We start from the raw sequence: 14555 nt of genomic DNA, 5'->3' as shown, positions 1-14555 counted from the left end.
ACTGTCCAGTCCGACACCGAAGGCCCCGATTCAACCGAGGGCGGGTCGGTCGCGGTCACGACGACGACCAAGGGCTTGTCCGCCGAGGCGGAGCGTCGCCGCACCTTCGCCGTCATCTCGCATCCTGACGCCGGTAAGTCGACACTCACCGAAGCGCTGGCACTGCACGCGAAGAAGATCTCCGAGGCTGGTGCCGTCCACGGCAAGGCCGGCCGCAAGTCGACGGTCTCGGACTGGATGGAGATGGAGAAGGCCCGCGGCATTTCCGTCAGTTCCACCGCACTGCAGTTCAACTACCACTCGTCCGAGACCCCGGACGAGCAGATCAACGTCATCAACCTCGTCGACACCCCCGGTCACTCCGACTTCTCCGAGGACACGTACCGCGTCCTGACCGCCGTCGACGCAGCCGTCATGCTCATCGACGCTGCCAAGGGCCTCGAACCGCAGACGCTCAAGTTGTTCCAGGTGTGCCGTCACCGCGGCATTCCGGTCATCACGGTCATCAACAAGTGGGACCGTCCCGGCCAGACTCCTCTCGAACTGCTCGACGAGATCAGCGAACGCATCGGCCTCACGCCCACTCCCCTGTACTGGCCCGTCGGCATCGCCGGCGACTTCCGAGGACTGTTGCGGCGCGGCGAAGACGGTGAGGCTCGCGAGTACGTCCGCTTCACCCGTACCGCAGGCGGCGCGAAGATCGCCCCCGAAGAGGTCATGGACGCCGACGCGGCGCTCGCCAAGGAAGGCTCCGAGTGGGAGACCGCGGCCGAGGAGAGTGAACTGCTCTCCGCTACCGGCCAGGACCACGATCAGGAGATGTTCCTCGCCGGTCAGACGTCCCCGGTGATCTTCGCGTCCGCGATGCTCAACTTCGGTGTCCGCCAGATCCTCGACACTCTCGTCGAATTGGCGCCGCCGCCGCGGGGCCGCGAAGACCTCAGCGGCAAGCCGCGCGAGGTCACCGATCCGTTCAGCGCGGTCGTCTTCAAGGTGCAGGCCGGTATGGACACCGCGCACCGTGACCGTCTGGCGTTCATGCGCATCGTCTCCGGCGTGTTCGAGCGCGGCATGGTTGTCACACATGCTCAAACCGGCAAGCCCTTCACGACCAAGTACGCGCAGACGGTATTCGGCCGTGAACGTTCCACCGTCGAATCCGCGTTCCCCGGCGACGTCGTCGGCCTCGTCAACGCCACCGCACTCGCACCCGGCCACACGCTGTACACCGAGAAGAAGGTGGAGTTCCCGCCGATCCCGTCGTTCGCGCCGGAACACTTCTCGATCCTGCGCGCCGAAAGCGCCGGCAAGTACAAGCAGTTCCGCCGTGCAGTCGATCAACTCGATTCCGAGGGCGTCGTCCAGATTCTCCGCAACGACATCCGCGGCGACGCCTCCCCCGTCATGGCTGCTGTCGGCCCGATGCAGTTCGAGGTCGTCGCAGCGCGCATGAAGGCCGAGTTCAACGTCGAGGCCAAGATGGAACCACTCGGCTACGCATTGGCCCGCCGTACCGACGCCGCGTCCGAGGTCGAACTGAACCGTCAGCGCGGTGTGGAGGTCTTCACCCGATCCGACGGTGTCCTGCTCGCCCTTGTCAGTGACAAGTGGCGCCTGCAGTACATCCAGAAGGAACTCCCGGATCTGACGCTCGAACCCCTCGTCGCTGCTGCGGACTGATGAGCCTGATCGAGGCGCTGTTCGACGCTGAACTGCACATCGGCAGCGCCACGATTCTCTGGCGAGAGATCATCGGAAACGCGTTCGGAATAGGCTCCGCGATCGCGGGCGCGCGACGCTCGGTATGGGCGTGGCCTGTCGGTATAGCCGGAAATGCCTTGTTGTTCACGGTCTTCATGGGCGCACTTTTCCACACGCCGCAAGAGCTCAATCTCTACGGCCAGGCCGGCCGTCAGTTGTTGTTCATCACCGTCAGCGTCTACGGGTGGACCCAGTGGCGACGTGGGGCACGTGACTCCGGTCGCGCAGTCTTGCCCCACTGGGCGACAACTCGCGAGCGAGTCGCCATGATCGCCGTCATGGCAAGCGGCACAATCGCTTTCGCCTGGATCTTTGACCTTCTCGGCTCGTACGGAGCGTGGGCGGAGGCCTGGATCTTCACCGGCTCGATCCTCGCGACGTACGGGATGGCACGCGGCTGGACCGAGTTCTGGCTCATCTGGATCGGCGTCGACGCTGTCGGCGTTCCCCTTCTATTCCGGGCCGGGTACTACCCGTCGGCGATCCTCTATCTGGTCTATGCATTCTTCGTTCTGTGGGGCTTCGCGATGTGGCTGCGCATTCAACGCCGAACTCCACAAGGGGTGTAACAGTAAACAGACTCCTGGTATGTTTGCGTCGATTAAGCAAACCAGCGGTCTGTTTACGGGCATCAGGAGCGAACAATGGAAGACAAGAATTCTCACGGAATAACGGGCCCCAACGGTTCCGGCAACGGATCGAGAGCCAGTAGTTCCGCGAGTAATGGTTCTGCGAGCAACCTTCCCACGGGTAACGGTTCTGCGAGCAACCTTTCCACGAGCAACGGTTCCAGCAGTGCCACCGCCACAGCGGATTTTCTGTCGACCGCACCCAAGCAATCGGATGCATTCACGTTTCCGCTTCCTACCCGAACCACGGCCGCACACAGCAGCGGAGAGGACCTTTCAGTGCCAGCTTCAACACGCGAATCATCGAGGACACTCGAGACTCGGAGTCGCACCGTCGTACGGCGCGACGCGATGGGTGTAGCCGCCGTTCGAGTGGCCGGTCGACTCACCCACACCGAACTCATCGCGAATCAGGCCTCACCCTCGAGCACGCATTCCTCCGATCCCACGATGGATCTGGACGAGTTGCTCACGATGCTCGGCAGCTACCTGTTGTCCTCGGGGTTCGAACATCCCGAAATCCACGCCAAGCTCGGTGGACAGTCGATCGTCGTCAACCTCGTATCGCCGGAGATCAGCGCCAGCTGAGCTCGACCCAGCTGTTCAGGGCCACAGCACTGCTCGTGTCCATGCTCGGTCCGAGCCGCGCCGGTACAACCATCGCTGATGCCGACGCCCGGAGTCTGCCTGCCAGAACTCGACAGACTCCGGCTCGAGGCACCACGCACGCCAGTCCTCCGACACGAACCCTGGGTCGTCACTGATTCTTGCTTCCGCAGCGGCCACTGCGGCGTCGTACGCCCCTAAGTCTTCGAGCACCTCGCTCTGCTTACTTGCGGTCGCCACCGCTCTCGCAGTGACGGAGCGTTCGACGAAGTCTCGGCTTCGAAGTGCGTCGTCGCCCTCGCGAACCAACCCGCGAATCCGGACCTGCTGGCCCGTCTCACGCCAGTAGAAGGCGAGCGATGCTCGCGGATTTTCTTTCAGCTCAATGCCTTTCGGCGAAGCAGCTGAACCCGAAAACCAGAACCCACCCTCGGTCACGTCCTTGAGGATGAGGAAGCGGGAATCGGGCATACCGTCACTGTCGACGGTCGCGAGCGCACATACGTGTGGCTCGACGACGCCGAAGGCCACGGCCGCACGGAGCCAGTCGAGGAACAACTCTCCCGGCTTTTCCGGAAAATGTTCAGGCGCGGGCGGCGGAGTTCCGGTCAGTGCGGGGATACCGCGAATCCACGTCCGTACGTCAGGCAGCGAAAAATCTGCATCAACCATGAGCCGACTCTAATCGCGGGCGGCCTCAGGAGACGTTGCGAACTACCGAGTCGCCGAACGACGGTTGCTGCAGCAGCGCCCACTTGTTGGACGTCAATCGGAAACTCGGCATGTCGGCGAGCGCCACCACCGATTCCCAGGTCCGCTCGTAGCTCGTGTGGGAGATTCGCCATTCACCGTCGCTGCAGCGGGTGTATCTGTCGTGATAGAAGGCCGATCCGCGAAGAAGCATGCCGTCTTCGGGGATCACCACAGTGTCCGCGAGGCACCAGATCCCGGTTGCGGTGTCTCCGTCGACGTCGATCTCGGGTTGCCCGCACTGATGTTCAGTGATGACGTGTGATCCGAGGGTGTTCTCGAGGAAGGAGACGAACGAATCTCGGGAATCGAAACTGAGTTGTTCTCCGTAGATCGCGGTGGCGTCGACGGTCAGAGTGTCGGCGAATTCGACCCACGATTTGGTGTCCAAGGCGCGTGCGTATCGGTACTTGAGTCTTTGGATGAGAACAATCGCTTCGAGATCCATGATCCCCGCCTCCCGGTGCAGCAACCACCCGTCCTATGTGTGCACATTAGCCTGTATCACGCCGAAACGGGCATTACTCTCAAAGCTAGTAGAAATGTCAGCCGATAACACGCTTTTCCAGGCCGTCGAGCATGATCGTGATCTTCTCGTCCAACCAACCTCGCCCGTGCCACGTTGATTCGTCGCCGATCCCCTCGACCAACGACTCCGACGCATTCCAACTCTCCTGATACGCCTGGCGCGCAGAACGCGAATCCGCGGAGCTCACGGTCTTGTCCATCGCCGCCATCATTGCGAACTGCGTCATGGTCACCTCGGAGATGAAGTCCACGGCCAGGACCGCGTCATGTGGTGTGAAACCCTGCGCAGTCAACGAACCGACCAGTTTCTCCACGATCTCGATTATCGCCGGTGGCGTGCCCGGAACTGCGAGACCGACCTGGGCTAGACCTGGATAGCGCTCGAACGAGGACCACAGAACGTCGCACAAATCCGTCAGAAACTCACGCCACGGACGATCCGTGTCCGGCCATACAGTCTGACGCACAACGTGATCCGCACAAGCCCGCAGCAGCGCTTCACGGTCCGCGAAGTAGCGATAAAGTGCAGAATGGCTGACGCCCAGACGTTTTGCCACACTCGGCATGGTCAATTCACTCAGATCACCAGCCAGGGCGGCCTCGACGATGTCCACTGTCGACAACGTCGGCGGCCGCCCCGTCTTCTTTCCGGTTTGCATTCTGCTCAGCCTGCCACCTGCTCAGCCCGCTACCAACCGCCATCCCGACGCACGGTGGCGCTGGTTCCAGAACGCGGCGTAGTTCCCACCGGCTGCGAGCAGAACTTCGTGGGTTCCCACTTCGACGATCGACCCGTCGTCACCGAGCACGATGATCTGGTCTGCGGCCACGACGGTCGACAGCTTGTGCGCGATCACGAGCAGTGTGCTTTCACTGGCGAGTTCCTGCATCGCACGCTGTACATGGGCCTCGTTCTCGGGATCGAGCGCGGCCGTCGCCTCGTCGAGCAGAACGATAGGTGCGCGTTTGAGGAGTGCGCGCGCAATGGAGACCCGCTGCCGCTCTCCACCGGACAGTGCCGTCCCACCCTCACCGACGCGGGTGTCCCAACCCCGCGGAAGTCGCTCGACGATTTCCGCGACGCCCGCGATCCGAGCCACGTCGAAGACCTCCTCGTCCGTGGCTTCGGGGCGACCGAGGCGGATGTTCGCGATCAACGTGTCGTCGAAGAGGTACACGTCCTGGAAAACCAAGGACAGTTGCGACATCAGATCGGCACTCGTGAGGTCCCGCACATCGACGCCGCCGACACGTACCACCCCCGAGTCGACGTCGTAGAAGCGCGAGATCAGCCGGGTGACGGTGGTTTTGCCAGACCCTGACGGACCGACCAACGCCGCCAGCGACTTCCGCGGCACCTCGAAGGAGATGTCCCGCAGCACCTGCCCACCGTCCGCGTAGCCGAAGTCGACGGCGTCGAACTGCACGGCCGTCTCCCCCGTCGGCTGCCCGCTGGTATCGGGTTCTACCAGTGGTTCCACTTCGAGGATCTCGGACATCCGACGGATTTCGTTGCGTGCCATTCTGATTGCACCGCCGAACTCGCCGATCTCACCCAGCGGTTGGATGAACCGTGCGGTCAGGCCGAGTAGCGCGATCAACGTGACAGGGTCGATGTCGCCGCCGAGCGCGAGGAATGCACCCAGGATGATCACGGCAGAGAAGACGAATTGCAGGGCGATCCCGTTGACCACGGACCCGATCACCACGAACCACAGTTGTGAACGACCCGCAGTGTGTTGCGCTTCGATCGCGTCGTCGAGCGGTTCGTACACCCCGTGTGTGCGTCCGAAAGCACGCAGGACCGGTTGGCAACGAGCGTATTCGAGCACTCGATTGTTCGATTCGACGGCTGCGGCATGTGCCCGATCGTCGGCCTTGGCAGTCATCGTCGAGGCAAATCCAGCTGCCGCGAACAGAATCGGAACGCTGACCACCAGCGCCAACCCGAGCCGCCAGTCGAAGAACAGCATGCACACGACAATGGTTGCCGGGCTGGCAATTCCGGAGATGATCGGTGTCATCAGGTGCGCAGCCGCCCCCATCACCGAGATGGTGCCCTTGCTGGCAACCTGCGATACCTGGCCGAGTCGGCCGGCACCGAACCAGCCGAGCGGCAGAGTGACGAGATGATCTCCCAGGCGCAGATGCATAGTCCTCAGCAGCGTGAGGGCCGACTCGAATCCCTTCATCGCCTGCAGGTAATGCGCAATCGAACTGATCCCAGCGCACACGGCCATAGCTGCGAGCCACCGAAGGAAACTGCCCCAGTCCTGATCGAACAGTGCCTGCACCGCCGGGACCAGTAGCGCCACTGCCAAACCTTGCATCACGCCGTACAACACTGCCCACACCAGGAACTCGCGATAACGGCCCTGATTCTGCGGGCCGAGTATCCGGAAGAGGTCGCGAATCATGAGTTGGCCTTTCCTGCTGCGTCAGACATACCAGCGATGCTGTCGGCCCGACTGTGTTCAATCGAGTCGGCCCGACTGTGACTCGCCCACATCCGGGCATAGGTTGAACCACTCGCCACAAGCTGATCGTGCGTGCCCTTCTCCACGATCCGTCCGGCGTCGAGGACCACGATCTGATCGGCGCTCACGATCGATGCCAACCGGTGCGCGATCACCAGCACGGTGCGGCCGACCGTCAAGCGCGACAACGCCTCCTGGATATCGGCTTCGGACTCCGGATCGGCGAAAGCGGTTGCTTCGTCGAGCACGAGAACAGGAGTGTCCGCGAGAATCGCACGCGCTATGGAGACTCTTTGGGCTTCACCACCCGAGAATCTGGCGTCGACCCCGACTACGGAGTCGTAGCCTCTCGGGAGCGCTTCGATTCGGGTGTCGATCTGCGCGGCTGCGGCAGCGGCCTTCACCTCGGCCGAAGTCGCCTGCGGTCGGGCAAGCCGAATGTTGTCGAGCACGGTCGCTTCGACCAGCTGCACGTCCTGCAGAACGAATCCGACGTGGCGGTACAGCTCGTCGGTCGCCACGTCCCTGACGTCGGCACCACCGATGGCCACGGATCCGGCACGTACGTCGTGGAACCTCGGAACCAGCGTTGCCAGCGTCGACTTACCCGAACCCGAAGGTCCGACCAACGCCGTCACCGTGCCCTCCGGCAGCGTCAGATCGATGTCGGTCAGAACGTCGGCGCCGTCGTCGTAGGCGAAAGAAACTCCGGAGAATCGAACTTCGTTCCCCACGGGACTTTTCGGATGATCGGTTTCCGGCAGCGCCTCGGTCGAGAACAGCGCAATCAGTCGCGCCGCAGCGGCGGCTGCCTCTCGGCGAGCCTGCATACCGAAACCGATGGTCGTCACCGACACCGGAATCACCATCGCGACAAGAGAACTGGTCAGCACATCGATGGGTGACACCCATCCGGAGTGGACGAACCACGAGCCGAGGCCAAGGTTGACCACCAGCACTACCGGTGCGCTCAATGCAATCGAGGCCAGCGCCTCGGTCCGGAGCATCGGGCGAACCCAGCCCTCGTACGAGAGTGCAAATGCCTTGGCGGCGTCGCGGTACCGGGAGTGTGACTGCTTGTCCTGACCGAAGGTCTTGACCACTGCGATACCGGTGACGAACTCGACGATGGTGTTGCTGATGGCCGCGATGCCCTCATTCATCCGGCTCATCTTGACGGCCATGTCCTTGGTCATCATCGCGTAGGCGATCATGTAGATCGGGAGCGTGGCAATCGCGACCAATCCCAGACGCCAGTCGATCGAGATCACGTAGCCGAGTCCGACGAGCGGCACTGCGATGGCTCCGGTGGTCTCGACGGCGCTGTGCGCAACCAGGTAGTGGAGATCGGAGATGTCGTTCTGCGCGGCTTTGCGCACGGTTCCGGACGAGTGGGAGGTGAACCAGCCCAAGGGAAGTCGACCGAGAGTCGCTGCGATTCGACGCCGCAGCACCGCCTGCAGATTCACATCGGCGAAGTGCGTCACGATCAACGCACCGCCTCCGAAGAACGCACGCATACCCAGACCGAAGACGACCACCCACACGATCGTCCAGACACGGGACGAGTCGACGTCACCGCCCACGATCAGCGTCTTACCCAGTTCGGCGATGGCCACGTACGGCACGATGGCGGCGACCGCGGCGATCACCTGCATCACCATCGCGATGGTGGTCCGCGTGCGCACTGGAGCAAGGAGTTCGCGAAGCGCGCTCTTGTGCTCCGCCGCTTCAGCTTTGGCTTGCGAGGCTTCGGCCGCCGCTCCTTGTGATACGTCGGCCTCTTCAGATGAAATGTCTGCTTTCGTGGCCTGTGTCGTCGTCATTTCGAGAACGCCTTCCATCGGGTAACTGCGTCGGCGTCGGATGCGATGCGTCCTTGGAGCTCCGCGCCGGTGAGTGTGCGATCGGCAAGTGCCTCGAGGTCTTCGAGGATCCAGTAGACCGCGAAGGGATAACTGCCGAACCAGAGTTCGCCGCTGACGTCTGCCGCGCGCCCGGCCTGCACCGCAGGGATCTCGTTGAACAACGGATTTGCGTGTACCAGTGCGCCGTCGTAGATGTTTCCCGAGGTCACGACCATCGCGTCCGCCGCGTGCTGCCCGACCTCCTCGCCCCACACCGAAGACGTGGCAACACCTGTGTTCGGTCCGATCTTCGCGTCGAGTTCGGCTTGTGGACGCCTGAAACCGGCTTCCTCGATGATCGAGGACATCGGCGACTGTGGAATGACGGTGTAGATGCCGCCGGAGAATCCCACCAGCACGGACAACGTCTGCGGTTGCGCCTCGACCGTTCCGGATACTTCGGCAAATTTGGTCTCGAGCCTCGACACGATTTCGCGAGCTTCGGACTCTCGACCCAGTGCAGTCGCCGCGGTATTCAGAACTTCGCGCCACGGCGCCGCATAGGCGAGCACCGTCGTCGGGGCAATCTCGTTGGCCTGAGCCGTGATCGACGTCAGCGAGCCGACGTCACTGAGCAGGATTCTGTCAGGATCGACTGCTGCGATCTGTTCGACGTCGGGTGACTCGAAGAACGTCGGTTTGTCGATGACCTCTATGCCCTCGCTCTGCAAGATCTCCTTCGCCGCCTGTGATTGCAGGGTGGCAAAGACCGTATCGGGCTTGACCCCAAGTGTGAGCGCGTTGAGTGCTGCGAACTCGTCCAGTGCGCCCCACTGCTGCCGCATCCTTCTCTCCCTGCTTTAGTTACACACTGTCTCGATTAGGGGAGCCTACAATAACTCAAGCCGTTTGTGCAGCCCTCGTCACCGGAAGTGCAAACGCCGGCAGACACGCGACAACACTGATGACTGCGCCCATCACGAACGCCGCCCCGAACGAATCACCGGAAATACCGATCGCCAGGACTGCTGTGGTCACCGGCGCACCCACCGCCGATCCCACGGTCCTGATCACGCTGTTGACACCACTGGCCGCTGCCATCTCCGATGGCGGGACGATCGAAGCAACCAACAGAGCACAGACCGCGAACCCCACGCCGTTCCCCAACCCGACGAGGGAGAAGAACAGCACGATCGCAACCACCGAACTCGGCCAGATTGCGAGTCCGATCGCGCCCGTCGCCATGAGTGCCAGCGCTGTCACCGCCGGTACTCGCGGCCCGTATCGCCGCGCCAGAGCCGGCGTCAAACGCCCGCCGAGAAAGACCAGTACAGCGGCAGGCAAGAGCGCCAACCCGGTCTGCACGACAGTGAATCCGCTTCCGTACGTGGACGTGTCCGGCGCCTGGAGGATCCGCGGCAGGCAGAGGTAGAAGATGTACGGCACGAATCCGAACACCAGAGTGAGTGCGCTGGTGATCATCATCGGCTTGTCCCGAAAGACTCGCATGTCGACAATCGGCGCGTCGTGGCGGGAATCGACGGCAATCAGTGTCGCGAACGAAACTAACGCGATCACAACCAGACCCCAGAATCCGAGCGACAGAACTCCCCAGTCGGAGGCTTTGGTGATCGCCAGGAGCAGGCTCACCAACCCGAACGCCAGTGCTCCGGCACCGGCCCAGTCCGTCGGCATACCCGGCCGGCGATGCGAACCCGGAACCACGGCCACCACCGCGACCAATGCGAGCACGATCAAGATCCCGGTGATCACGAACAACCACTGCCAACTGAGATACTCGAGAATGACACCGCCGATCACCAGTGCACTTCCGGCACCGATTCCCAAAGTCCCAGCGAGCCAACCTATCCCCGAAGACAACTCGGCGCCCAGTACCGTTCTCCGCAGCACTGCCATCGCGAGCGGGAAGCTCGCCATACTCACTCCCTGGACGGCCCGAACGACGAGCAGCACCCCGATGTTCGGCGCTGCCGCGGCGGCGAATGTGGCGAGGGCAAAGATGATCAGAACGATCACCAGAACTCGCTTGTCGCCGAACCGGTCACCCATTGCCCCGACGATCGGAGCCATCACCGCGGCCGCCAACAGATAGGACGTAAGAATCCACCCGGTCACCGCCACGGACGTGTCGAAATGCTCACCCAACACCGGCAACGCCGGTACCAGCATCGTCTGCATGAGCGAGTAGACGAGTACCGCTCCAGCCAGGGCTGCGATCATCCGGCTCCCGGATCGCGTGGGCGCCTCTGCCAAGGTCGTCATCGACACCTTCCTCCAATCATGAATCGAATCGGAACGGAACACTCCGTTCCGATTGAGTAAACCATGCATTGCTAGCCTGTGGGAATGGCGAAAGAGAATGCGAGCCTCCCCGGACGCGCCCGAGAAGCCGCAGACAACGACGTCACCGTGCTGCGAGCAGCGCGCGAGATTTTTGCCGAACAGGGTTGGAATGCACCGGTATCGGCGATTGCCGCACGGGCCGGAGTGGGCGTCGGCAGCATCTATCGCCGATACCGAGGCAAGGAGGAACTGGCGCAATCCCTGCGCGTCTGGGCGATCGATCACCTCGCCACCCTTGCCCGAGAGTGCGTGAGCACCGCGAAAACCGATGAAGCCGTATTGAAGACGTTCTTCTTGCGATATCTCACCGAATCGGTGGGACCGCTCATTCCGGTCCTCGGCGGCAGGTTGCCTGAACACGCCGAAGTCACTCGTGCCGCCGAAGAATTGGAGGCCGCCTTGCAATCCATGGTCGACGTCTGCGTCGACACTCGCGAAGTCCCGCCCGGCTTCACTGCTGCAGACGTCATGCTCATGACAGTGCATCTGCGGCCGACTCTGCCGATCGAGGGCGATCGAGCCACCGAAATACACACGCGTTATCTCGATTTCATGCTCGACGGACTTCGTGGCGGAACACCTCAACCGTCGATCACTCCCCCATCCTGGAGCGAATGGCTTCAGATGTGGCAGGGCGCCTGACCCGGAGAACACCCGAACGGAACATCAGGTTAGGCTTACCTAGCTTAGTTCGCCATGTTCGGAAGGTTTTCATGAAACTCACCCGCCGGTTCGCCGGATTCGCCGCACTACCCGCCGTCGCCGCACTCCTGCTCACCGGTTGCGGAAGTAGCGACGCATCACCTTCTACCGAGACCAGGTCCGCCGACCAGTCCTGGAGTTACACAACGGGATACGGAAACACGATCACCCTCGATCACGCCCCGGAGCGGATCGTCGTCGACGCGTATTCCGCTGCTGCGCTGTGGGACTACGGTATTCGGCCGGTCGGCATCTTCGGTTACGGCGTCGGCAATCCCGACGTCACCGATCATGCCGACGAGTCGACCATGACGGTCGTCGGCCGTGAAGGCGAACTCAGCGCGGAAGCACTTGCGGCACTGGACCCCGACCTCGTCATCGGGTACGGCAACAGCGACGACCCGACGCGATGGACTTGGTGGGACGAGCCGATGGGCAACACCGTCAACAATGTTGCACCGTTTGTCGGCGTCAAGTTCTCCGGAGCCTCGACACCGGACGTGTTGAGCGAATACGCCGCACTCGCCGAAGCTCTCGGCGGGAACACCGACACAGCCGCAGCACGCGAGGGCAAGGAAGCATTCGAATCCGGTGCAGAGCGCATCCGAACTGCCGCGGGCAAGGTCGACGACATCGAAGTCCTCGCCCTGAACGGTGACAGCTCCGAGTTGTACGCAGGCACAACGGCGCTCGCCCAGTTCGGTTATCTGAAAGAACTCGGTGTGAAGTTCACCGGACCGGGAGGCGACAAAGGCTGGGCCGACCTCAGCTGGGAGCAGGTCCCGGATTACCCGGCGGACATCGTGTTCCAGTTCGCGAAGTCGGCAGAAGCATTCGCAGTATCACCCGTGTTCGTCAAGCTGCCCGCGGTGACCGCGAACCAGGTGATCGACTTCGACGACAAGCGTCCCAACACCTACGCCAATTACGGCGCCTGGTTCGAGCAGGTTGCACAACTACTCGACCAAGCCCGCAACGTCGCCTGAATTACTGCCCAGCAGTGATTCGCCCGGCCGCTTCCTCGAGAACGTCGAGGAAGATGGCCGCGGTGAGCGCAAATCCTTGGTTGTATCGCGCGTCGCTGGTCAACACGTTGCCCGCTTGAACTGCAGGCAACCGCTGCCACGTCGGCTGCGACTTGATCGCGTCGAGCGCTTCCTGATCGCGAGCTTGGGCGATGATCACATCCGCCGGAGCCAAGGTGTCGAGTTGCTCGAACGACAACTCGAACGAGTTCTCTGCATTGTCGTCGTCACGGAAAAGCACGTCCAGGCCGGCATCGATTGCAACACTGATCCGCAGATTCCGCTGATGCACAAGGAATCCGGTCGGCGTCTGAACGCCCAACACGATCTTCTTTCCGCCCAGCTTCTCCTGCAACATGGGTCGCAGTCTCGCGAGCTTGTCGTCGTACTCCGCGATGGAAGCCTCGGCGATTGCCACACGGTCGAGTTGGCTCGCCTGCGCCATCAGCGCACCTCGCCAGTCGACCGGGTGTCCGGCGATCGGTTCGACGTCGTCGCCGACCACCAACAGTGGCGCGATCGAAGACAAGCGCTCGGTGCCGTACCAGTCACTCGTGTAGCCGATCGCAGTGATCACGATCAGATCGGGTTCGAGAGCGAGCAGAGCCTCGAAATTGGTGGAGAAATCGCCGGCTACGTTGACGAAGCTCGCGTCCTCGATGGTACGGCCGGGAAACTGGAATCCTGCCTTGGCATCGGGGAACCAGAAGTTCCCCGAACCGACGATCGGGTAGTCCATCATCATCGCGAATTCGAGGTCGACGCGGCCGTCCAGCACCACAACGCGCTTGGGGTCGCGCGGAACGTCGCCGCTGAACTCGCCCCACGTGTACGGGAGAGTGTCACTGGCCGAGTCCGACTCGGCATCGGAAGTTCCACACGCACTCAGCGCCAGTGCTGCAGCCACACCGGCTGCGCCACCGAAGAATCGGCGCCGTGAAATGCGGTCGACGATCTGAGCCCACTCCGAATCGGTGACCTGCGTATCCAGGACGAGTGTCATACCTTTGCTCCTTCGATGTTTCGCTGACGCTCGCGTCCCAGCGGAATGACAAGTGGTGTGTGGGAAACCGGATCGTCGATGATGCGGCACGCCATGCCGAACACCTCCTGCACCAGTTCTTCGGTGATGATCTCCGCGGGCGGGCCCTCGGCGACCACGGCGCCGTCCTTCATCGCGATGATGTGAGTTCCGTAGCGGCACGCGTGATTGAGATCGTGAAGCACAGCCACCAGCGTGTGCCCGTCGTTCTCGTTCAGATCGCGGCACAACTCCAGAAGCTCGATCTGATGCGCAATGTCGAGGAACGTCGTCGGCTCGTCCAGCAGCACCAACGGAGTCTGCTGCGCGAGAACCATCGCGACCCAGACACGTTGGCGCTGACCACCGGACAGTTCGTCGACCGGCCTTGCCGACAGATCCGTGACCTTGGTTGCCTCCATCGCCTTGATGACGGCGGCCTCGTCCTCTCGCGACCACTGACGGATCAGCTTCTGATGCGGATAACGTCCTCGCGCAACCAGATCGGCGACCTTGATACCGTCCGGGGCGATCGACGTCTGCGGCAGAAGCCCGAGCCGCCTCGCAACTTCCTTGGCCGGGTACGACGTGATCGCTTTGCCGTCGAGAAGGACCTTGCCGGTGGTCGGCTTGAGCAACCGCGACAACGCACGCAGAAGCGTCGACTTGCCGCAGGCGTTGGGACCGACGATGACGGTGAAGCCACCGTCGGGGATCTCGACGTCGAGGTGCTCCGAGATGACGCGCTTGTCATAACCGATCGTGACGTCCTCGGCGCGAAGCCGATTCGTCCTTTCAGCCACGACGGCGGCCGTACTTGTCTCGTTCACGCTGTTCCTCGTTCC

Annotated in this window: 15 protein-coding genes; 5 read left to right on the top strand and 10 right to left on the bottom strand. The window is 62.4% G+C overall.

Annotated elements, in window-relative coordinates:
- The first annotated feature begins 75 nt into the window (after window positions 1-75).
- Both H351_RS11440 and pnuC read left to right on the top strand, forming a co-directional pair.
- Window positions 76-1680 carry a peptide chain release factor 3 gene (locus tag H351_RS11440; protein WP_135000451.1) on the top strand — a complete coding sequence of 535 codons (1605 nt, stop codon included), beginning with the start codon at window positions 76-78 and terminating at the stop codon, window positions 1678-1680.
- Window positions 1680-2330 carry a nicotinamide riboside transporter PnuC gene (pnuC, locus tag H351_RS11435; protein WP_019744670.1) on the top strand — a complete coding sequence of 217 codons (651 nt, stop codon included), beginning with the start codon at window positions 1680-1682 and terminating at the stop codon, window positions 2328-2330. The genes H351_RS11440 and pnuC overlap by 1 nt, the downstream gene beginning before the upstream one ends.
- Before the next feature lie 92 nt (window positions 2331-2422).
- Here pnuC and H351_RS32860 read toward each other — a convergent pair whose 3' ends face one another.
- Window positions 2423-2614 (bottom strand): hypothetical protein, encoded by a 192-nt coding sequence (locus H351_RS32860; protein ID WP_306294056.1) that lies wholly within the window; start codon window positions 2612-2614, stop codon window positions 2423-2425.
- A gap of 55 nt (window positions 2615-2669) precedes the next feature.
- Here H351_RS32860 and H351_RS32855 point away from each other — a divergent pair, with 55 nt between their 5' ends.
- Entirely contained in the window at window positions 2670-2978 is a 309-nt protein-coding gene (locus tag H351_RS32855; protein ID WP_283301934.1) for a hypothetical protein, read from the top strand.
- 15 nt (window positions 2979-2993) lie between these two features.
- Here the strand turns inward: H351_RS32855 and H351_RS11425 are convergent, their stop codons facing one another.
- The 7 genes from H351_RS11425 to H351_RS11395 form a co-directional block, all read right to left on the bottom strand.
- Window positions 2994-3668: a pyridoxine/pyridoxamine 5'-phosphate oxidase gene (locus tag H351_RS11425; RefSeq protein ID WP_029255900.1), complete on the bottom strand. Its 675-nt coding sequence runs from the start codon at window positions 3666-3668 to the stop codon at window positions 2994-2996.
- A 25-nt stretch (window positions 3669-3693) separates the two neighbouring features.
- The gene (locus H351_RS11420) at window positions 3694-4194 is read right to left on the bottom strand and encodes a nuclear transport factor 2 family protein (RefSeq protein ID WP_020970307.1); all 501 of its coding nucleotides are present in this window, start codon (window positions 4192-4194) and stop codon (window positions 3694-3696) included.
- A 97-nt stretch (window positions 4195-4291) separates the two neighbouring features.
- Complete coding sequence (locus H351_RS11415) at window positions 4292-4933, bottom strand: TetR/AcrR family transcriptional regulator (protein ID WP_019744674.1); 642 nt, start codon at window positions 4931-4933, stop codon at window positions 4292-4294.
- Window positions 4934-4954: 21 nt separating this feature from the next.
- Window positions 4955-6691, bottom strand: coding sequence for an ABC transporter ATP-binding protein (locus H351_RS11410; protein ID WP_020970308.1), 1737 nt, complete (start codon window positions 6689-6691; stop codon window positions 4955-4957).
- Complete coding sequence (locus tag H351_RS11405; RefSeq protein WP_244891477.1) at window positions 6688-8577, bottom strand: ABC transporter ATP-binding protein; 1890 nt, start codon at window positions 8575-8577, stop codon at window positions 6688-6690. The genes H351_RS11410 and H351_RS11405 overlap by 4 nt, the downstream gene beginning before the upstream one ends.
- Window positions 8574-9443, bottom strand: a complete 870-nt coding sequence (locus H351_RS11400) for an ABC transporter substrate-binding protein (RefSeq protein ID WP_029255902.1) — start codon at window positions 9441-9443, stop codon at window positions 8574-8576. Before H351_RS11400 ends, H351_RS11405 begins: the two co-directional genes overlap by 4 nt.
- Before the next feature lie 55 nt (window positions 9444-9498).
- A complete protein-coding gene (locus H351_RS11395) occupies window positions 9499-10881 on the bottom strand; it encodes an MFS transporter (protein ID WP_020970311.1) in 1383 nt (460 codons plus the stop codon).
- 84 nt (window positions 10882-10965) lie between these two features.
- On the opposite strand from H351_RS11395, the gene H351_RS11390 reads away from it, so the two are divergent.
- Together H351_RS11390 and H351_RS11385 are read left to right on the top strand one after the other, a co-directional pair.
- The gene (locus H351_RS11390; RefSeq protein WP_020970312.1) at window positions 10966-11604 is read left to right on the top strand and encodes a TetR/AcrR family transcriptional regulator; all 639 of its coding nucleotides are present in this window, start codon (window positions 10966-10968) and stop codon (window positions 11602-11604) included.
- Window positions 11605-11675: 71 nt separating this feature from the next.
- Window positions 11676-12650, top strand: coding sequence for an ABC transporter substrate-binding protein (locus H351_RS11385; protein ID WP_029255903.1), 975 nt, complete (start codon window positions 11676-11678; stop codon window positions 12648-12650).
- Window position 12651: 1 nt separating this feature from the next.
- Here H351_RS11385 and H351_RS11380 read toward each other — a convergent pair whose 3' ends face one another.
- Together H351_RS11380 and H351_RS11375 are read right to left on the bottom strand one after the other, a co-directional pair.
- Window positions 12652-13692, bottom strand: a complete 1041-nt coding sequence (locus H351_RS11380; RefSeq protein ID WP_029255904.1) for an ABC transporter substrate-binding protein — start codon at window positions 13690-13692, stop codon at window positions 12652-12654.
- Window positions 13689-14540, bottom strand: coding sequence for an ABC transporter ATP-binding protein (locus H351_RS11375; protein ID WP_234036832.1), 852 nt, complete (start codon window positions 14538-14540; stop codon window positions 13689-13691). Before H351_RS11375 ends, H351_RS11380 begins: the two co-directional genes overlap by 4 nt.
- Window positions 14541-14555 lie beyond the last annotated feature (15 nt).

The sequence above is a fragment of the Rhodococcus erythropolis R138 genome, from assembly GCF_000696675.2.
Taxonomy (GTDB): Bacteria; Actinomycetota; Actinomycetes; order Mycobacteriales; family Mycobacteriaceae; genus Rhodococcus_F; species Rhodococcus_F erythropolis.
This window is presented reverse-complemented; position numbering and strand designations above follow the sequence as displayed.